This is a genomic window from Microbacterium yannicii PS01 (assembly GCF_000304335.1).
Classification (GTDB): Bacteria; Actinomycetota; Actinomycetes; order Actinomycetales; family Microbacteriaceae; genus Microbacterium; species Microbacterium yannicii_A.
Genome location: NZ_CAJF01000002.1, coordinates 178,355 through 197,897, shown reverse-complemented (window position 1 = coordinate 197,897; position 19,543 = coordinate 178,355). Strand labels below are relative to the sequence as shown.

Sequence of the window (19,543 nt, the reverse complement as noted above, 5' to 3'; positions counted from 1 at the left end):
CTCGGTCACGAGCGGGCGCTTTCGCGTTCGTTATACCAGCGGTAATGAGAAACGCTCGCGCGGGGGGTCCCGCTCGGCCAGAGGCTCCGCGCGACGCGCCAGCGGCGTGTGGAGGGGCGGAGTGGCCGAATCCCGCTGGGGTCACGAACGTTTCGTCTTTGTCACGACGCGTGCGGCAGAAGCACGACGACGGCGGAGAGGATGCCGCAGCCGAACACGAAGGCGGCGAGCAGCAGCATCAGCCCGGCGCCCGGCATCCGATCAGGGCGCTCCGCAAGCAGCGCCCTCGTGACGCGCGTCTGGCGGACCCGCGACCTGACCCACAGCAGCACGGCGAAGCCGGCGCCGACGAGGCCGGGGGCGAGCCACAGCTCGGCAAGGGCCGGGTCGGGGGCGACGGCGGGCAGCACCCGCAAGGCGAGGAGCGATCCCACGCCGATCGCGAGGGCGGTGCGACGCCACGCGAGCTCGGTGCGCTCCGGCTGCAGCCCGGGGTCGAAGACGCGCGGCTTGCTCACCGCAGCACGATGCCCAGAAGCACGAGCACGGCCACCAGCACGATCGTGATCGCCAGGGCGATGCTCGTCGCCGAGCCGGGAAGCGGCGACGACGATCGCAGCGCGCGCTCGGTGCGTGCCCACTCCCGCCACGCGAGCACCGGGACCACCAGACCGGCGGCGATCAGAATGAGCGATGCCGCAAGCCGGAGCCCCGGGTGAAGATCAAGGCCCAGGGCCTCGAGCGCGACGCCTCCGGCGATCAGCGCGAGGGCGGTGCGATTCCACGCGAGGAACGTGCGCTCGTTCGCGAGGCTGAACCGTGCGTCGGGTTCGTCGCCCGTCCGGTAGACCGACGACGGGAATCTGCTGCGGCTCACGCGCCCACACTACCGACGGGGCCGCGCACCCTCAGTCGCGAACCTCGCTGCCGGTTCCGGCGGGCCGGTCCGCGGGATCTGCTCCCGCCCCGCGACGCCGCCGGACGAGGCGGACGACGGCCCACACGATGAGTGCTGCGACGCCGGCGACGACCAGCCACGGAAGCAGGAAGCCGAGCGCGACGACGATGCCGTTCAGCGTGGCCACCAGCCCGTTCCAGCCCGCGGCCAGACCGTCGCCGAAGCCGGCGGGGTCGGCGGTCACCGGCTCGACGTCGGAAGCGAGCGTCACGGTCAGCGTCGACATCGCGACCTGCGTCTCGAGCATCTCGAGCTGCTGCTGGTACGACTCCAGCAGCGCCTGCCGCTCCGACAGCGCCGACTCGGCGGCGATGAGATCGGCCACGCTCTCGGCCTGTGCCATGAGGGCGGTCAGCCGGTCCACCGACGCCTGTGCGGCTTCGATGCGAGCCGCGAGATCGACCGTCTGCTCGGTGACGTCCTGTCGGTTGACGGACGAGGCGGTGACCTCGCCCACGTCGGAGAGCTCTTCGACGAGACCGCTCAGCTGGTCGGCGGGCACCCGCACCGTCACCCAGGTGTCGCCCGGGGGGTACGGATACGGGTACGGCATGATGTCGTACGCCGCGCCCGTGCCCGGATCGCCCTGGGGTGCGGCGTCACCGCGCAGGTTCATCGACTCCACATAGCCGCCGCGCGCGACGGCGGCGTTGCCGATCACCCGGGCGGCCGTCTCGAGGTCTTCCACCGTGACGGTTGCGGTCGCCGTCGTGATGATCTCGCGGTCGGCCGCGCCATCGGTCACGAGGGCATCGCGCTCGCCCGACTCGAGGGCGGGGGCATCCGGTGACGCCTGACCGGTGTCGAGCTCGGTGGGCGAGTCGAGAGCCACGCCCGAGTCGCCGACGAACCCGTCGGCGGGCGCGAACGCCGAACTGTCGCCGGCGGTGCCCGTTCCCGACACGAGAGGGCCGATGCTGGGGGCGATGATCGCGGCGACGGCGATGACGGCCGCGGCTGCTCCGCCGGCGATCCACAGCCGGCCGCGGCGCGTGCGACGGGCGGTCGTGGCGGCCCGCTCGCCGGATATGTCGGCGAAGAGCGCGTTCTCGATCTCATCGATGCGCTGGGAGCTGATCTCGGGAAGGGATGCCGAGGCTCCCGGCTGCTGGCTGTTCATGTGCTCTCCTTCACGACGGTCCGCAGGCGCGTGCGGATGCGGGAGAGACGGTTGCGGACGACGCCGTGCGCGACGCCGAGCTCGTCGGCGGCCGCCTGGTAGGCGTAGCCCTCGGCGGCGCAGAGCCGGAAGATGTCGCGGTCGAGCGGCGTGAGCCCGGCGACCTCCCGGAGGATCGCCTCGGCGAGCTCGCCGTCCACGACCTGCTGCTCGACGTCGACGGTGGCCGGAATGCTCTCGTCGACGGTCCCTGCGCTGTGCTGACGATCCCGCCGCTGGCGACGCACCCGGTTCGCGGCCTGGAACCGGCACACCGTCGCGAGCCAGGGGAGCAGCGAGTCTCCCGCGAGCTCGAGCCCGGGAAGCTTGCGCCACGCCACGAGGAAGGTCTCCTGCGTGACCTCCTCGGCGTCTGCCGGGTTGCCCACCAATCCATGTGCCAGCCAGTACACCGGGCGGACATACGCCCGGTACAGCGTGCGGAAGGCGTGCTCGCTCCCGCCCGCGGCCTGCGCCACGAGAGCCGCGTCATCGTTCGCCGCACGCTCCACCATGTTCCGTCCGTTCCGAGAACGCTCCACCGCGCGGCGGAACTCCATCGTCTCTCAACTGTTCAGTGTCGACTCATCGCCGATCGTCTCACCTCGCGCCGCGAATTCTGCCGAAGCTCTGCAATCCGATTCCCGACGCACTCCGAAGACCATTCATGACCCCCAAGCCATCGAAGTCCGAGGGGCGGGCGGCCCCGGCGAAAGCACCGGGTTCGGCGAAGAATCCGGGTGTCGGGGACGACGCGGCGACCCCGAGCGAGTCGACCTCCGGCCCTGCCTCCGTTTCGACTACCTCGAGCGGGGCGAAGAAGCGGCCGAATCGGCCTCCGGCCACAACGAAGCACGAATCCGCGAAGCAGTGGGGCATCGGAGATGACCCGGCTGACCTCGACGTGGTCTCTTCGGTCGAGCGGCCCCAGCCGCCCGCAGCGGCGCCGAGCGTTCCGGACCAGGAAGTCGCTGCCGACACCTCCCCGGATGCGACGAAAGACCCGATCCTCGTATCCGACGAAGACATCGAGCGGCTGATCGCGGTTTCCAAAGGCCCGCAAACCCAGAACCCGCGCGGGCCGGAGGTCGCTTCGGCGCCTTCGCCGCTGGCGCACACGCCGCCGACTCCCACCAGCCACTCGACGACACCGAACACCGAGGTGAGGCAGCGCCCGTCCGCAACGGCGTCCGAGCCGTCGCCCGCATTCAAGACCTGGCCGGCACCGCGGACGTCGCCCGCACCGCAGAGCGCGCCCATTATTGACACCTCTCCCGCTCCGACTGCGGAGGCCCGTCCCGCGAAACGGTCGATGCTCGCCCGACTCGGCGCGCTCGTGACCGGTGCGGCTGACGACCGCAAGCCGCCGGCGGCGCCGCAATCCCCGGAACCCGTCGCCGCAGTCGAGCAGAATCCGCTCAGCGCGCCGGAGTCGGATGGCGTCGTCGAGGGGCGATCCGACCTGGCGATCGAGCAGGAGGCTCTCGTCGAGCTGAAGTCGGACGGCGACGTCGAGGCGCGCCCCGCACCGGCCGTGATGTCGGAGCAGGAGCCGGGGACCGTCGTCGGGACCGAATCCGACCCCGGACTCGTCGCGGAGCAGGACGCCGTCGTAGAGGGTAAGACCGAGCCCGAGACCGCGCTCGAGGCTTCTGCGCAGGCGCCCGCCGTGGATGTTGACGAGGCCGACCCGCAGCACGAACTCCCCGCTGAGGCCTCGCCCATACACGCTCTCGCGGACGAACCGCGCTCAGGCTCCGCCGTCGAGCTGCAGTCCCAGCACACGGGGGAATTTGCTCCGGAACTCACGGAGGAATCCGTGCCGGAGCCGGCTGTGACTCCGGCGCCCGTCACCAAGGCGAAGCATGGCGGTCCGCCGAAGGCGAGGGCGGCGTCCGTCGCGAAGACGAAGCACGTTCGTCCTGAGAAGGCGAAGCCGGTGTCCGTCGCGAAGACGAAGCCGGTTCGCCCATCGGCTGCGAGATCCGCAGTGAACTCGCGGCAGGCGTCGAACGCGAAGCCCGCTCCGACGCTGGAGGTCATCCCCACGCCGGAGCCCGTCGGTCCGTCGGGCGAGGGAGTGAAGCTCCCGCCCACGGCGTCCCCCGCAGACCGCCGACGCTGGATCCCCGCGCTGGTCATCGTCCCCGTGGTGGGCGCGACGGCGGCGCTGCTCTCCATCAACAACGCCAGCATTCCGCCCGCCGCGACCACTGTCTTCGCATCTCCCACGACCAGTGACGCGTCGGCGTGGATAAGCGGAAACGCCGCTCGCGACGAGCGGCTCGCGGTCGACGGCACGATGGAGGACGCCCTCGTCGGCGCCGGCTGGGACCCCAGCGACGTGCTCGCGTACGGCGAGTTGAGCAATTGGCGAGATGTCGAGTACGTTGTCACATCGCCGGCGGCGCGAGCGCCGTCGTCCGATGACGGTCAGCTGGCGATCGCGATCGCGAATTCCGTCGTCGTGGCCTCTTTCGGGGACGGCGACGACCTCGTCGAGGTGCGGATGGTCACACCAGGCGGATCGGTCATTGCGTCGGCCGCTCAATCGCGGGCGGCGGCAGCGCGAGCCGAGTTCGGCGGCGAGCTGGCCGCGAACCCGTCGATCGTGCTGTCGGACGCGGACCGCGAAATCCTGAAGGCAGGTCGTGTGGATGCCCGGATCGTCTTCGTGCTCGCCACTCTGGCGGCCGACGGCGAGGTCACGGTGGCCGGCTTCCCCGTCGTCGACGGCGAGCAGAGCGGACCGATCCGACAGGTCGCCATGACTGACATCGGCGGAACCCCGCTGACGAGCGGCGGCGCGCTGACGCCCGACGCGCAGGAGAAGGTCGGCAGGCTAGCCGGACTCTATGCGCCTCGTGACGCATCCGTCGATGGAACGAGCCTGATCCTGCGCTATGACCCTGCGATCGACCCGTTCGCAGAGTGATCGCACCACATCGGAAGGAACCACGAAGATGAAGAACCTTCGACAGCGAGTCCCCGTTCTGATCGTCGCCGTCGCGGCGTCCGTCGTCATCGCGACGCCGTCGGCGGCCGTGGGCGCGAGCGCGGAGGCGTCGAGTCGCAGCGCCCCGACCGAGGTCGACGGGTCCGGCTGGCTGCGTATCGGGCATCTCTCACCCGACACCAAGGCGGTGGACGTCCGGCTCACCGCGCTGAGCGGCGGTTCGGTCGTGCTCGAGCTGAGCGATGTCAGCTACGGGAACGTGTCGCCTTATCAGACCCTGCCGCAGGGCACCTACACGGTCAGCATGATCCCGGCCGGCTCCGGCGACTGGGACCAGGTCGCGATCTCCGACACCGTGGAGGTGAGCGCGTCGACCGCGAGCACCGTCGCCGCGTACGGGCCCACCGCGTCGCTGCAGCTCCGGGCGTTCGACGACGATCTCACCGGCCCGAGCGCCGGCAATGGCCGCATCCGTCTCATCCAGGCGTCCACCGTCAGCGCGGCTGTCGATGTGCAGACCTCCACCGGGCTGACGATCGCCGAGAAGGCGCGTCCCGGAACGGCGACCGCGTACACCGATGTGCCGGCAGGGGCGTGGGATCTGTCGCTGAGCGGCCCCGGGGGCACCGGCACGGCGACCGTGGACGTGCCCGTGGGCAGCGTGAGCACTCTCTTCATCCTCGACACCGCGGACGGGGGCCTGACGATCCTGCCGGTTCTCGACAGCGCGGGTGCCGGCGTCGTCCCGATCGGCGGGGTGGACACCGGAGGGGGATGGCTCGCCGGCTCCACCGTCGGCGAGTCACCGCGTCCCGGCCCCATCCGCGTCGGGTCGGTAGCAGTGTGACGCGGGCTCTCGGACGCAGGCACTCAGGCGTGGGGACGGTCGCTCTTGTCTGCGTCTTGCTGCTGGTCGGGTGCGCGAGCCCGGCAGGCGGTGGTGATACCGGATCGACACCGAACACCAGCCCGAGTGCCGGTCCTCTCGCTGCGAGCGGACTGCAGGACCCTCGTCCTCGGGGCTCCAGCGGTGCTGTCGCCTCAGCGGGAGTCCCCGTGAGGATCAGCATCCCGTCAATCGGGGTCGACTCGACGCTGGAGAGCCTGGGTGTCGACCGCTCCGGGCGCCTCGTCCCGCCACACGATTGGGACGCGGCGGGGTGGTATGCGGGCGGAGTCGTTCCCGGAGCGGTGGGCGGGGCCATCATCGCCGGACACGTCGACTCGCCCACTGCACCCGCCGTCTTCGCGAGGCTCGGTGAGCTACCGCCCGGCGCAGCAGTCACCGTCACGATGGAGGACGGCACGGCCGTGAGCTTCTCGATCACCGGGTCGACCCAGTCATCCAAGTCGGAGTTCCCCACGGCGGATGTCTACCGGAACGTCCCGGTACCGGCGCTCCGCCTGATCACCTGCACGGGCACCTTCGACGCGACGATCGGCCATTACACCGACAACCTCATCGTGTACGCCGAGCTGGACAGTGGTGCGGGGGAGTCCCGCTAGACTGGCCCGAGCGAGAGGGAGTATCCCGACAGCGCGCATCCGTCATCACGGGTCCCGAGAGTGCGACCCCGGGTGCGCGACGCGGACCGGACGACCGGCTGCGGGGAGAGACTTTCGGCAACGACCGACCCCTCGTACATCTCCGCGAAAGGCCCTCAATGGACCTCGAACTCCCGCTGTGGTTCGAAATCGGATCCCTCGTGATCCTCACGCTCATCCTGGTGGCGGACCTGCTGCTGATCCTCAAGCGCCCGCACATCCCCTCCACCAGGGAGTCGACGCTGTGGGTGGTGTTCTACGTCACGCTCGCGCTGATCTTCGCCGGCCTGATGTGGATCTTCGCCGGCGGCGAGTATGCCGGCCAGTTCGTCGCCGGCTGGCTCACCGAGTACAGCCTGTCGATCGACAACCTCTTCGTCTTCGTGCTGATCATGACGCAGTTCGCGGTGCCGCGCCGCTATCAGCAGGAGGTGCTGATGGTGGGCATCATCATCGCCCTGGTGCTCCGCGGCCTGTTCATCCTCGCCGGCGCGGCGATCATCGAGCAGTTCAGCTGGGTCTTCTACCTGTTCGGCGCCTTCCTGGTGTGGACGGCGATCCGTCAGGCGTTCCCGGGCGGCGATCACGACGACGACGTCAAGCAGGAGAACTTCGTCGTCCGGCTGCTGCGTCGCACCATCGACATCAGCGACACCTACGACGGTGCCAAGATCCGCACCGTCGTGGACGGCAAGAAGATGTGGACGCCGATGATCATCGTCTTCGCCGCCATCGGCGTGACGGATCTGCTGTTCGCGATCGACTCGATCCCCGCCATCTTCGGCATCACCACGAGCCCGTTCATCGTCTTCACGGCGAACCTGTTCGCGCTGATGGGTCTGCGTCAGCTCTACTTCCTGCTCGGCGACCTGCTGGACCGCCTGCGCTACCTGCACTACGGCATCGCGTTCATCCTCGCCTTCATCGGCGTGAAGCTCGTCTTCCACGCCATGCACGTCAACGAGCTCCCCTTCATCAACGGCGGTGAGCACATCGAGTGGGCGCCCGAGATCTCGACGTGGATGTCGCTCGGCGTGATCATCGTGTCGATGGCCGTCGCGACGATCGCGAGCCTCATCGCCTCGTCGCGCGACAAGCGGCTGGGACGGACGGACGCCGCGGCGGAGGCTGCCGCGACGGAGGCGCCCGCCGGCACGGCCGCCGCCGCCGAGGCCGCGACCATCGTCGCGGAGGAGAAGGGCACGCCGCCGACCGTCGAGGCGCCGCACGCCGACGAGCACCGCTGACGCCGGCCGGCACGGGTGCAGCTCGCGCTGCCGCACAGGACATCGTGCGGCAGCGCGATCGACGCCGCGGTTCGGTCGGGTGGTAGCCTGGGCACGTGCGCATCGCTCGCCTTCTCCTTAGCGGCCGCGACGAGTCCTAGTTCCCAGGCCTCTCTCGTCGCGGAGTTTCGTCGCGGGCCCCATCCCTTCTGCGGGCACAGCCCCATTCGAGGAGAACGACAGAGCAATGAGCAATCCCGGCATCCCCGATCACCCTCGCACCCTCGCCGAGAAGGTGTGGGACGACCACGTCGTGGTCAAGGGCGAGGACGGCCAGCCCGACCTCATCTACATCGACCTGCACCTCGTGCACGAGGTCACCAGCCCCCAGGCGTTCGACGGCCTCCGCGCCGAGGACCGGCCCGTGCGTCGCCTGGATCTGACGATCGCGACCGAGGACCACAACACCCCGACGCTCGAGATCGACAAGCCGATCGCCGACCTCACGAGTCGCACGCAGATCGAGACGCTCCGGCGCAACGCCGCCGAGTTCGGTGTGCGACTGCACTCGCTCGGCGACAAGGAGCAGGGCATCGTCCACGTCGTCGGCCCCCAGCTCGGGCTGACGATGCCGGGCATCACGGTGGTCTGCGGCGACTCGCACACCTCGACCCACGGCGCGTTCGGCGCCATGGCGTTCGGCATCGGCACGAGCGAGGTGGAGCACGTCCTCGCGACGCAGACGCTGCCGCTGAAGCCGTTCAAGACGATGGCCATCACCGTGGAGGGCGAGCTCAAGCCCGGTGTGACCGCGAAGGACGTCGTCCTCGCCGTCATCGCCAAGATCGGCACGAACGGCGGTCAGGGGTACGTCCTGGAGTTCCGCGGCAGCGCGATCCGATCCCTCTCGATGGAGGGGCGCATGACGATCTGCAACATGTCGATCGAGGCCGGCGCTCGCGCCGGCATGGTCGCGCCGGACGACATCACGTTCGAGTACGTCAAGGGCCGTGATCACGCCCCGAAGGGGCAGGACTGGGAGGATGCCGTTGCCTACTGGCGCACGCTTCCCAGCGACGAGGGCGCGGTGTACGACGCCGAGGTGTTCCTCGACGCGAACGAGCTGGAGCCGTTCGTCACGTGGGGCACCAACCCGGGTCAGGGCGTGTCGCTGAACGCCGTCGTGCCCTCACCCGACGATTTCGCCGACGCGAACGACCGTGCCGCGGCCGAGCGCGCGCTCGAGTACATGGCCCTCGAGCCCGGCACGCCCCTGAAGCAGGTGCCCGTCGACGCGGTGTTCATGGGCTCGTGCACCAACAGCCGGATCGAAGACCTCCGCGCGTTCGCGTCCATCGTGAAGGGCCGCACGAAGGCCGACGGTGTTCGGGTGATGGTCGTGCCCGGATCGGCGCGCGTGCGTCTGGAGGCCGAGGCCGAGGGCCTCGACAAGGTGTTCACCGAGTTCGGCGCCGAATGGCGCTTCGCCGGCTGCTCGATGTGCCTGGGCATGAATCCCGACCAGCTGGCCCCGGGTGAGCGGTGCGCGTCGACGAGCAACCGCAACTTCGAGGGCAGGCAGGGCAAGGGCGGCCGCACGCATCTCGTCTCGCCGCTCGTGGCGGCCGCGACCGCCGTCCGTGGCACCCTCTCGAGCCCGAGCGACCTGGAGCCGATCGCCACTGCAGTGGGCGCCACGACCGGAGCGGAGGCCTGACATGGACAAGTTCGTCACGCACACCGGGATCGCTGCGCCCCTGAAGCGCTCGGCCGTCGACACCGACCAGATCATCCCGGCGGTGTACCTCAAGCGGGTCACCAAGACCGGCTTCGAGGACGCGCTGTTCGCCAACTGGCGCCAGGACCCCGACTTCGTGCTCAACCGCCCGGACTACGCGGGCGCGAGCATCCTCGTGGCCGGCCCCGACTTCGGGACCGGCTCGAGCCGCGAGCACGCGGTATGGGCTCTGCGCGACTTCGGTTTCAAGGTCGTCCTGAGCACCAAGTTCGCCGACATCTTCCGTGGCAACGCGGGCAAGCAGGGCCTGGTCACGGGCGTGATCTCAGAAGCCGACCTCGAGGCTGTCTGGGCCGCCATCGAGGCCCGGCCCGGTGCCACGATGACGGTCGACCTCGACGCGCGGCGCGCCTCGCTGGGCGACCTCGACGTCGCTTTCGAGATCGACGATTACACTAGGTGGCGGCTTCTCGAAGGGCTCGACGACATCGGGCTCACACTGCGCGAGGCTGACAGGATCGCGCAGTTCGAGGCTCGCCGCGAGGCGTGGCGGCCGCGGACGCTGCCCGTTCCGTAAGCCAGATCACGTGCCCCACCCGGGCGCGCCGATCGCCGCAAGCCACCCTCGAACACACCAAGTGAGGTCCACCGGATGAAGTCGCTTCTCGGCGTTGACGCCGACACCACGTCGGGAGACAAGGAAGTGACCGGGGAGGTCCTCGCCATCCGCGGCGGACGTCCGCTGACCGGCCGCGTCGAGGTCAAGGGCGCGAAGAACCTCGTCACCAAGGCGATGGTCGCGGCGCTGCTCGGCGAGACCGCGAGCACTCTGCGCGACGTTCCCGACATCAGCGATGTGCAGGTCGTCCGATCCCTCCTGGAAGTCCACGGCGTCAGTGTCCTGGACGGCGAAGAGGCGGGCACCCTCCATCTCGACCCGAGCGGTGCGGTCGCGGCGCACTTCGAAGAGATCGACGCCCATGCCGGGGCATCCCGCATCCCGATCCTCTTCTGCGGGCCGCTGCTGCACCTGCTCGGCGAGGCGCTCATCCCCGACCTCGGTGGATGCCGCATCGGCGACCGGCCCATCAACTTCCACATGGACGCGCTCCGCGCCTTCGGCGCCGTCGTCGACAAGAGCTACGAGGGCATCCGGATCACGGCCCCGAACGGGCTGCACGGCGCGAACATCGACCTGCCCTACCCCAGCGTGGGGGCGACGGAGCAGGTGCTGCTGACGGCGGTGCGGGCCAAGGGCACGACCGAGCTGCGCAACGCGGCGATCGAGCCCGAGATCATGGATCTGATCGCGGTTCTGCAGAAGATGGGCGCGATCATCTCCTACGAGCCGAACCGCGTCATCCTCATCGAGGGCGTGGACGCGCTGCGCGGCTACGACCACCGGGCGATCTTCGATCGCAACGAGGCCGCCTCCTGGGCATGCGCCGCGCTGGCGACCGACGGCGACATCTTCGTCGGGGGCGCCAAGCAGCAGGAGATGCTCACCTTCCTCAACGTCTTCCGCAAGGCCGGCGGCTGGTTCGACGTCCGAGAGGACGGCATCCAGTTCCGCCGCGAGGGCGCGCTCAAGCCCGTCACGGTCGAGACCGACGTGCACCCCGGCTTCATGACCGACTGGCAGCAGCCGCTGATCGTCGCGCTCACGCAGGCGGAGGGGCGTTCGGTCGTGCACGAGACGGTGTACGAGAACCGCCTCGGGTTCACGCAGGCGCTGAACCAGATGGGCGCCGACATCGTGGTCCACCCGCACGGCATCGACGCGGCCGACCGCCGCGTGCCCCGTCGTGCGCTCGAGCAGGCCGCCGTCATCAACGGCCCCACGCCGCTGCACGGTGCCGACGTCGTCGTGCCCGACCTGCGCGGCGGGTACAGCTACGTCATCGCGGCCCTCGCCGCGGAGGGCGAGTCGGTGGTCCGCAACGTCGGGATCATCCGACGCGGGTACGAGAAGTTCCTGACGAAGCTCGAGACCCTCGGCGCCGACTTCGACGTCGTCGGCTAGGCCGTGGTCGCACCCTCGCCCTCCCGCGCCTCGCAGGAGAAGACCCGCCCCAGCATCTTCTGGCCCCTGGCCGCCATCGTGGTGCCGCTCTTCGGCCTCCTGGCCAGGGTCGAGATCGTCGGCGGCGACAAGCTCCCGCGCGAAGGCGCCTACGTCCTCGCCCCGAATCACATGAGCGAGATCGACCCGCTCGTCGTCGCGGTGGCCGTCTGGCGTCTGGGCCGAGCGCCTCGATTCATGGCGAAGGAGAGCCTGTTCCGGGTGCCGGTCCTCGGCTGGGTGCTGCGCAGGACCGGCATGGTCCCCGTCGCTCGCGCGTCGTCGGGGTCGGGTGCGAAGCAGACGCTGGAGAGCGCACAGGAGCTGGTCCGGCTCGGGCGAGGCGTGATCGTGTACCCCGAGGGCTCGCTCACCCGGGATCCCGACCTGTGGCCGATGCGCGGCAAGACGGGTGCGGTGCGCCTGGCCACCGCGGGCGCCCTCCCGGTGATCCCGGTCGCGCACTGGGGCTCGCAGCAGATCCTGCCCCGGTACGGCAAGCTCCGGCTGTGGCCGCTTCGCCGCCGCGTGCGCGTCATCTTCGGCGACGCGATCGACGTGAACGCGCTCGAGGGAGCCGCGGCCGGCCAGCCCGCCGGTCTGGTCGCCGCCACCGACCAGGTCATGGCGGCGATCGCCGGGCTGCTGGCCGAGCTGCGCGGCGCGACGGCGCCGCCCCAGCGGTGGAACCCGGCCGCTCATGGCCAGGAGGAGACGGGTCGCCTTGAGTCGTAGAGATGCCGCGCTGCCTCGCGTGGCCGTCGTCGGCGCGGGAAGCTGGGGGACCACATTCGGCAAGATCCTCGCCGACGGCGGCGCCCACGTGACCATGTGGGCGCGGCGCCCGGAGCTCGCCAGCGAGATCCAAGAGGCCAAGCGCAACAGCGAGTACCTGCCGGGCATCAACCTTCCGCGGGGGATGGACGCGACCCACCACCTCTCCGACGCTCTCGAGGGCGCCGAGCAGATCTACCTGTCGATCCCCAGCCAGGCCGTGCGGCAGAACCTCAAAGCGGTGCGGCCCTTGATCGATTCCACCGACGTGCCCATCGTGTCGCTCATGAAGGGCGTCGAGCGTCGCACCGGGCTGCGCATGAGCCAGGTCATCGAGCAGGAGCTGCACTGCGATCCGGCCCGCATCGCCGTCGCGTCGGGTCCGAACCTCGCGCTGGAGATCGCGCGCGAACAGCCCACCGCCGCGGTCATCTCGTCGACGAGCCAGGAGACCGCCGAGGCGGTCGCGCGACGGGCGCGCAACCGCTACTTCCGCACCTTCGTGAACACGGACGTGATCGGCACCGAGTTCGGCGGGGTGCTGAAGAACCTCATCGCCGTGGCGATCGGCATTGTCGACGGCGTCGGGTACGGCGAGAACACGAAGGCCTCCATCATCACGCGGGGCCTCGTCGAGATGACCGACTTCGCCGTCGCGTTCGGCGCACACCCTGAGACCCTCCAGGGCCTCGCAGGCCTCGGCGACCTCATCGCGACGTGCCAGTCGCCGCTCAGCCGCAACAACACCGCCGGCCGCCTGCTCGGCCAGGGGTATCGCTTCGACGACGTCGTCAAGCAGATGAATCAGACCGCGGAGGGGCTCGCATCGGTCGCGCCCATCCTGCAGCTGGCACGCGAGGTGGGCGTCGAGATGCCGATCGTCGAGCAGGTCAAGATGGTTCTTGACGGCACGATGAATCCGCGCGACATCGCCCCCCACCTGACGACAGACGACGACACCCCCCAGGGCGAGAGGACGCAGAATGGACAAGCCGGCGGTGGCGGTGCTCTTTGGAGGTCGCTCCAGCGAGCACTCGATCAGTTCCGCAACGGCGGGCGGGGTGCTGCGGGCGATCGACCGTGATCGCTACCGGGTGATCCCCGTCGGGATCACCCGTGACGGCGTGTTCGTCCTCGAAGACGACGAGCCCGCGAAGTTCGCCCTCGACGCCGAGCGTCTGCCCGAGGTCGTCGACAACGGCACACGCGTGCTGTGGCCCGAGGGCGGGGCGGACCGCACGCTGCGCGTGCGTCGCGCCGACGGACGGATCGACGAGCTCGGCCGGGTCGACGTCGTGCTGCCGATCCTCCACGGCCTCCACGGCGAGGACGGCACGGTGCAGGGCTTCTTCGACACGCTGGGGATCCCGTACGCCGGGGGCGGAGTGCTGGACTCGGCCCTGTGCATGGACAAGCACTTCATGAAGATCGTCCTCGCCGAGGCCGGCGTGCCGGTCTCGCCGTCGGTGACGATCACCCGCGCGCGCTGGGAAGGCGAGCCCGAGAGCGTGCGAGCGGATGCCGCGGCCCTGGGCGTGCCGTCGTTCGTGAAGCCCTCTCGCGCCGGGTCGAGCGTGGGAGTCTCGAAGGTGCACGATGCCTCCGAGCTCGACGCGGCGCTCGAGATCGCGTTCGCGGAGGACGACAAGGTGCTCATCGAGACGGCGATCGTCGGCCGCGAGGTCGAGGTCGCCATCCTCGAGGGCCGGAGGGGAGCCGCGCCCCGCGCCTCACTTCCGGGTGAGATCGTCCTCACGACCCGCGAGTTCTACGACTTCGAGGGCAAGTACCTGGGCGGGGACGGTGCCGAGGTCGTGTGCCCGGCCGAGCTCGACGACGCGCAGATCGCGGCGATCCAGGAACTCGGCATCCGCGCTTTCCAGGCCGTAGACGGACGCGGCCTCGCGCGTGTCGACTTCTTCCTCACCGACGACGGCCTCTACGTGAACGAGCTGAACACGATGCCGGGCTTCACGCCCATCTCGATGTTCCCCAAGTGCTGGATCGCGTCGGGCATGACATATCCCGAGCTGATCAGCGAGCTCGTCGACACCGCGCTCGAGCGCGCCGCCTGACAGTCCGGCGCGAGCACGCCGCCGGGCGCTCAGTCCTCGGGGACGAGGGTCTCGGTGAGCGTGCAGGCGCGTTCCGAGGTCGTACCGGCCGACACCGCCACGCCGAGCGCGCTGAGGACGTCGTTCGGCGAGACCGTCTCGTTGTCGATGAACACCTCGACCGCGGGCACCCGTCCGTAGGTGGTGACGAGGTATCTCGGCGCCTGGCTCTCGTCCACCACCCAGTCCACCCCGCCGAGGGTGATGCACTTCGCCTCGGTCGGTCCCGGCGGCGTGACGCCGCAGCGCAGGAGCACCGACGAGGTCTGCGCGCCCCACGCGCCGGTGGCCTGCGCGTCCGTCCACAGACGCGGCTGATCCGCGACCGACCCGGGCAGCCGCACCGTCACCTCGGCGCACGCCGGATCCTCGGCGCCCTCTGCCGGCTCCAGGTTCACCGTCGTCGAGCATCCGGTGAGCGCGGCGCCGACGAGGATCGCGAGAGCCGCCGTGGCGGCGAGAGATGGCAGACGCACCGTTCCAGGCTACCTGCGGTCGGGGAGCGACCCGCGCCCGCCGGCTCCCCGTCGGCGACGCCGGACCCGGCGGTAGCGTGGAGGCGTGAACGACGAGCACGCGGATCCAGCAGTCGGCGACCTCAGCGAGGGGCGCGTGCTGCAGAGCATCCTGGAGCGGCTCGGGCCCTCCAGTGCCCTCATCGGGCCCGGGGACGACGCCGCGGTGCTCTCGGCCGCAGACGGCAGGGTGGTCGCGACCGTCGACACGCTGGTGCACGGCCCCGACTTCCGCCTCGCGTGGTCGAGCGCCTACGACCTCGGGTACAAGGCGGCCGCGGTCAATCTCGCAGACATCGCGGCTATGGGCGCCACGCCCACCGCTCTGCTGGTCGCGCTGGCGATGCCCGATTCCACGCGGCTGTCATTCGTGACCGGCCTGGCCGACGGGCTGCGCGCGGCGTGCCACGAGCTGGCACCGGGCTGCACCATCGAGGGCGGTGATCTCACCGTCTCGGACACGCTCACCATCGCGGTCACGGCGCTCGGGGCGCTGTCGGGACGTGCGCCGGTGCTGCGCTCGGGAGCTCGGCGGGGCGATGTCGTCGCGATCGCGGGCGAGCTCGGGCGGGCCGGGCGAGGACTCCGCGTGCTCTTCGGGCGATTCACGGATGCCGCGGGTGCGCCGCTTCCCCTGGATGAGCGCCTCCTCGACCCGGCCGAGAGGGCGGACCTCGCCGCGCAACTGCGGCCGGCCCCGCCGGTGTCGCTGGGGCCGGTCGCGGCGGAAGCGGGCGCGACGGCGATGATGGACGTCTCGGACGGACTCGTGCTCGACGCGACACGGCTGGCTGCGGCATCCGGGGTCACCATCGCCCTGGACTCGTCCGCACTGGGACCGGACGTGCAGTCGGCCCTCACCGGCGGTGAGGACCACGCTCTGCTGGCGACCTTCGCCGCGGGGCACGCCCTGCCGCACGGGTTCCGCCGGGTGGGCGAGGTTCTCGACCGGGGCGATGCGCCGGTGCTCGTCGACGGGACGGCCCATCGGGGGCGCGGCGGCTGGGACCCGTACCGCGACTGGGATGCCCGAACCGGCTGAACACTGCGCCCGGATCGTCAGTCCGACGTGGTCGACCACCACAGCGCGGTATCGCCGTACCGCTTGCCGCGCGTGGCCGTGAGCGCGGCGGGAAGCGAAGGCTGCGGGGAGCGGGACGACCGCTCGACGATCACATCCGCGCCCGGCGCGAGAAGCGGCGCCAACAGCGACAGCGTCGACGCCAGCTCGGTCTCGCCCACGTCGTAGGGCGGATCCAGGAACACGACGTCGAATGGCCCGCGAGCGGTGCGGAGGAACGCGTCGACCGAGCTGCGGTGCACGCGGATCGAGGCATCCGGACCCACCGCCTTTTCCACGCGGGCGGCGTTCCGCTGGGCGATCGTCGCCGCGCGCGCCGACTTCTCGACGAGGTCGGCTGATGTCGCGCCACGGCTGACCGCCTCGAGCGCGAGGGCACCCGAACCGGCGTAGAGGTCGAGCACCGCCGCCCCGTGCAGAGCGTCCGAGGATTCCAGAGCCCCGAACAGCGATTCGCGCACGCGATCGCTCGTCGGGCGGGTGCCGGCGTCGGGGACGTCCAGGACGATCGAACCGGCGCGGCCGGCGATGATTCGCGTCACCCCGCCACGATAGCCGTGCCGAGTGCGACCACCGCGATCGACCTCTAGGATCAGCCCGGGGGAGCACTTCGACCGGGGGTTCGGCATGGCTCGCAGCGGTACCAGGTTCTCGTCCATCGTCGTCGGCGCGGTCCTCGCCGCCATCGCGCTGTCCGGCTGCGCCGCCGACGCCCCCTCGCCGACGGCGTCGCCCAGCGGCGGGCCGACGGCGAGCACCGCGTCCCCGAGCGCATCGCCGACTCCCACGGAGGCGCCGGCGCAGGCGAACATCCCGACCGACTGCGCCGAGCTCGGCAGCGCCGACACGCGTCAGCAGACGGTCGGCGACATGACACTCCAGAGCAACGGCGAGGGCTTCGTCCGTCCTGCGCCCGAGGGCGCGACCCTCGCCCTCGGGTGCGACTGGATCGTCGGCGATGCGACCGGCCTGCTGCTCCTGATCAGCACGGCCCAGCCGGACGCCGTCACGGCGGCCGTGGGCGAGCTGCCGGCCGAGGGATACTCCTGCCAGGTGTCGGACGACTTCGGAGCCGACTTCTGCACGCTGCCCGGAGCAGGTGCCGACACCGAGGAGATGATCGTCGCCCGCGAGGGGGTCTGGATCTACATGTCGACGGTGAACCGCAACGGGCGGGCGTTCCTCTCCGAGATCGTGCAGGGCGTCTTGGGGTGAGGCATCGGCGCGTCGGCGGCGGAATCTAGACTCGTGACATGACGTCCTTCACCCTCGACTCGCGGCTGGACGGCGCGATCGGGGGGAAGACGGCGTCGGCTCTCGAGCGCGCGTTCGGAATGAAGACGGTGGGCGATCTGCTGCTGCACTACCCGCGCCGCTATGCGCGCCGGGGCGAGCTGACGCCGATCTCGTCGCTTCCCGTCGGCGAGGCGGTCACGATCGTCGCCGAGGTCCGCCGCGCCGGCGAGCGGCGGATGAAGAACCGCAACGGCTCGCTGCTCGAGGTGGTCATCAGCGACGGCCACGGTGATCTCTCGCTGACGTTCTTCAACCAGTCGTGGCGGCTGAAGGACCTGCAGCCCGGCCGGCGGGGGATCTTCGCCGGGAAGGTGGGGGAGTACCGGGGTGCGAAGCAGCTGGCGCATCCCGACTACGAGCTCTTCGACGACGTGGAGATCGCCCGCCAGACCGCGGAGGCGAACGTCAACCTGCCGATCCCCATCTATCCGGCTACCAGCACCGTGGCGAGCTGGCAGCTGCAGAAGATCATGTCGCTCGTCCTGGACGGACTGGGAGACGTGCCCGACCCGCTTCCCGGCGAGCTGCGCGCCCGTCACGGTCTGCTCGACGCCCGCACGGCGATCGAGCACATCCATCGGCCGGGCTTCTTCGACGAGATCGAGCCGGCACACGCCACCTTGCGCATGCAGGAGGCCTTCGTGCTGCAGGTCGCCCTTCTGCAGCAGCGCGCGTTCGTCCGCGCGCTGTCGGCGACCAAGCGGGCGCCGGGTGCGCTTCTGGAGCGTTTCGACGCGGCGCTGCCCTTCCCTCGCACGCCCGATCAGCTGGCCGTCGGCGAGCAGGTGGAGCGTGATCTGCAGGGGAACTGGCCGATGAACCGCCTGGTGCAGGGCGAGGTCGGCTCCGGCAAGACCCTGGTGGCGCTGCGCGCGATGCTGCAGGTCGCCCAGGACGGCGGGCAGTCGGCGCTGATCGCCCCGACAGAGGTGCTCGCCGCTCAGCACGTGCGCTCGATCGCCCGGATGCTCGGACCGCAGCTCGCGCCCGAGCTCATGCCGACGCTGCTGACGGGACAGCTTCCGGCCGCAGACCGGCGGAAGGCCGCGCTGCGGGCGGCATCGGGCCAGGCGCGCATCGTGGTCGGAACGCATGCCCTCCTCAGCGAGAGCACCAGCTTCGCCGATCTCGGGCTGGTGGTCGTCGATGAGCAGCACCGTTTCGGAGTCGAGCAGCGCGAGTCGCTGCGGGCGAAGGGCTCGTCGCCGCACGTGCTCGTCCTCACCGCCACGCCGATTCCGCGGACGGTGGCGATGACGGTGTTCGGCGACCTCGACGTCTCGACGATCCGCACGATGCCGGCCGGACGCGCCGGGATCGAGACGTTCGTCGCTCCTCTGGCCGAGCGTCCGGCGTGGTTCGGTCGCGTGTGGGACCGCATCGCCGAGGAAGTGGCGCAGGGGCGGCAGGCGTTCGTCGTGTGCGCGGCGATCGACGCCGAGGCCCTCACGAAGGACGAGACCGCCGACGAGCCGGTGGGCGAGCCGGCCGAGAGCCGGACGCGCTGGGGCGTCGTGCAGGTCGCGGACCTGCTGTCACGACTCGAGGCGTTCGCGTCGCTGCGCGTCGAGATCCTCCACGGCAAGATGCCCTCCGACGAGAAGGATGCCGTGATGCAGGCCTTCGCTCGGGGCGACATCGACGTCCTCGTCGCCACGACCGTCGTCGAGGTGGGCGTCGACGTGCCGAACGCGTCGACGATGGCGATCCTCGAGGCCGATCGCTTCGGGGTCTCGCAGCTGCACCAGCTGCGCGGGCGTGTCGGTCGCGGAGGCGTGCCCGGTCTGTGCCTGCTGGTGACCGAGGCCACGGCGGGCAGTCCCGCGCGTCAGCGTGTCGAGGCGGTGGCATCGACGCTCGACGGGTTCGCCCTCGCCGAGGTCGACCTCGAACTGCGTGGGGAGGGCGACGTGCTCGGCGGCGCACAGTCGGGAGCCCGCTCGTCGCTTCGGCTGCTGCGCGTCGTCAAGGACGCCGACATCATCGCCGAGGCGAGGATCGCCGCCGAGAACGTGCTCGCCGAGGATCCCGCGCTGCTGCGCCACTCGGGGCTCGCCGCCGCGCTCGAGCGCAATGTGGGGATGGCCGAGCGTGCGGCGCTCGCGAAGAACTGAGCCGA

Annotated in this window: 20 protein-coding genes; 13 read left to right on the top strand and 7 right to left on the bottom strand. The window is 70.6% G+C overall.

Annotated features, from left to right (window positions below):
- Positions 1 to 161: 161 nt before the first annotated feature.
- The 5 genes from WYM_RS02215 to WYM_RS02195 all read right to left on the bottom strand — a co-directional run bounded on the left by WYM_RS02215 (position 162) and on the right by WYM_RS02195 (position 3,377).
- Complete coding sequence (locus WYM_RS02215; RefSeq protein ID WP_019179191.1) at positions 162 to 518, bottom strand: DUF202 domain-containing protein; 357 nt, start codon at positions 516 to 518, stop codon at positions 162 to 164.
- Positions 515 to 877: a YidH family protein gene (locus tag WYM_RS02210; protein WP_019179190.1), complete on the bottom strand. Its 363-nt coding sequence runs from the start codon at positions 875 to 877 to the stop codon at positions 515 to 517. The genes WYM_RS02215 and WYM_RS02210 overlap by 4 nt, the downstream gene beginning before the upstream one ends.
- A gap of 31 nt (positions 878 to 908) precedes the next feature.
- Entirely contained in the window at positions 909 to 2,078 is a 1,170-nt protein-coding gene (locus tag WYM_RS02205) for a DUF4349 domain-containing protein (RefSeq protein WP_019179189.1), read from the bottom strand.
- On the bottom strand, positions 2,075 to 2,632 hold the full coding sequence (locus WYM_RS02200) for an RNA polymerase sigma factor (protein ID WP_026059478.1): 558 nt from the start codon (positions 2,630 to 2,632) through the stop codon (positions 2,075 to 2,077). Before WYM_RS02200 ends, WYM_RS02205 begins: the two co-directional genes overlap by 4 nt.
- A gap of 85 nt (positions 2,633 to 2,717) precedes the next feature.
- On the bottom strand, positions 2,718 to 3,377 hold the full coding sequence (locus tag WYM_RS02195; protein WP_019179187.1) for a hypothetical protein: 660 nt from the start codon (positions 3,375 to 3,377) through the stop codon (positions 2,718 to 2,720).
- A gap of 52 nt (positions 3,378 to 3,429) precedes the next feature.
- On the opposite strand from WYM_RS02195, the gene WYM_RS02190 reads away from it, so the two are divergent.
- The 10 genes from WYM_RS02190 (at position 3,430) to WYM_RS02145 (ending at position 14,493) form a co-directional block, all read left to right on the top strand.
- The gene (locus tag WYM_RS02190; protein ID WP_019179186.1) at positions 3,430 to 5,052 is read left to right on the top strand and encodes a hypothetical protein; all 1,623 of its coding nucleotides are present in this window, start codon (positions 3,430 to 3,432) and stop codon (positions 5,050 to 5,052) included.
- Between the two features lie 28 nt (positions 5,053 to 5,080).
- On the top strand, positions 5,081 to 5,920 hold the full coding sequence (locus tag WYM_RS19000) for a DUF4397 domain-containing protein (protein ID WP_192813698.1): 840 nt from the start codon (positions 5,081 to 5,083) through the stop codon (positions 5,918 to 5,920).
- A gap of 209 nt (positions 5,921 to 6,129) precedes the next feature.
- Positions 6,130 to 6,579: a class F sortase gene (locus WYM_RS21905; RefSeq protein ID WP_019179184.1), complete on the top strand. Its 450-nt coding sequence runs from the start codon at positions 6,130 to 6,132 to the stop codon at positions 6,577 to 6,579.
- 158 nt (positions 6,580 to 6,737) lie between these two features.
- Entirely contained in the window at positions 6,738 to 7,865 is a 1,128-nt protein-coding gene (locus WYM_RS02175) for a TerC family protein (RefSeq protein ID WP_019179183.1), read from the top strand.
- 226 nt (positions 7,866 to 8,091) lie between these two features.
- Entirely contained in the window at positions 8,092 to 9,561 is a 1,470-nt protein-coding gene (gene leuC / locus WYM_RS02170; RefSeq protein WP_019179182.1) for a 3-isopropylmalate dehydratase large subunit, read from the top strand.
- A gap of 1 nt (position 9,562) precedes the next feature.
- A complete protein-coding gene (gene leuD, locus WYM_RS02165) occupies positions 9,563 to 10,159 on the top strand; it encodes a 3-isopropylmalate dehydratase small subunit (RefSeq protein ID WP_019179181.1) in 597 nt (198 codons plus the stop codon).
- A gap of 75 nt (positions 10,160 to 10,234) precedes the next feature.
- Positions 10,235 to 11,605, top strand: a complete 1,371-nt coding sequence (gene murA / locus WYM_RS02160; RefSeq protein WP_019179180.1) for a UDP-N-acetylglucosamine 1-carboxyvinyltransferase — start codon at positions 10,235 to 10,237, stop codon at positions 11,603 to 11,605.
- Positions 11,606 to 11,608: 3 nt separating this feature from the next.
- On the top strand, positions 11,609 to 12,379 hold the full coding sequence (locus tag WYM_RS02155; RefSeq protein ID WP_019179179.1) for a lysophospholipid acyltransferase family protein: 771 nt from the start codon (positions 11,609 to 11,611) through the stop codon (positions 12,377 to 12,379).
- A complete protein-coding gene (locus WYM_RS02150) occupies positions 12,345 to 13,502 on the top strand; it encodes an NAD(P)H-dependent glycerol-3-phosphate dehydrogenase (protein ID WP_040568966.1) in 1,158 nt (385 codons plus the stop codon). The genes WYM_RS02155 and WYM_RS02150 overlap by 35 nt, the downstream gene beginning before the upstream one ends.
- On the top strand, positions 13,402 to 14,493 hold the full coding sequence (locus WYM_RS02145) for a D-alanine--D-alanine ligase family protein (protein WP_040568965.1): 1,092 nt from the start codon (positions 13,402 to 13,404) through the stop codon (positions 14,491 to 14,493). The genes WYM_RS02150 and WYM_RS02145 overlap by 101 nt, the downstream gene beginning before the upstream one ends.
- A 29-nt stretch (positions 14,494 to 14,522) precedes the next feature.
- Here the strand turns inward: WYM_RS02145 and WYM_RS02140 are convergent, their stop codons facing one another.
- Positions 14,523 to 15,008, bottom strand: coding sequence for a DUF3515 family protein (locus WYM_RS02140; RefSeq protein WP_019179176.1), 486 nt, complete (start codon positions 15,006 to 15,008; stop codon positions 14,523 to 14,525).
- Between the two features lie 85 nt (positions 15,009 to 15,093).
- On the opposite strand from WYM_RS02140, the gene thiL reads away from it, so the two are divergent.
- Positions 15,094 to 16,089 carry a thiamine-phosphate kinase gene (thiL, locus tag WYM_RS02135; RefSeq protein WP_019179175.1) on the top strand — a complete coding sequence of 332 codons (996 nt, stop codon included), beginning with the start codon at positions 15,094 to 15,096 and terminating at the stop codon, positions 16,087 to 16,089.
- A 17-nt stretch (positions 16,090 to 16,106) separates the two neighbouring features.
- On the opposite strand, the gene rsmD is transcribed toward thiL, so the two are convergent.
- Positions 16,107 to 16,670 carry a 16S rRNA (guanine(966)-N(2))-methyltransferase RsmD gene (gene rsmD / locus WYM_RS02130; protein WP_019179174.1) on the bottom strand — a complete coding sequence of 188 codons (564 nt, stop codon included), beginning with the start codon at positions 16,668 to 16,670 and terminating at the stop codon, positions 16,107 to 16,109.
- A gap of 85 nt (positions 16,671 to 16,755) precedes the next feature.
- Here rsmD and WYM_RS20950 point away from each other — a divergent pair, with 85 nt between their 5' ends.
- A complete protein-coding gene (locus WYM_RS20950) occupies positions 16,756 to 17,343 on the top strand; it encodes a hypothetical protein (RefSeq protein ID WP_019179173.1) in 588 nt (195 codons plus the stop codon).
- Between the two features lie 38 nt (positions 17,344 to 17,381).
- Positions 17,382 to 19,538, top strand: a complete 2,157-nt coding sequence (locus WYM_RS02120) for an ATP-dependent DNA helicase RecG (RefSeq protein ID WP_019179172.1) — start codon at positions 17,382 to 17,384, stop codon at positions 19,536 to 19,538.
- The last annotated feature ends 5 nt before the right edge of the window (positions 19,539 to 19,543 follow it).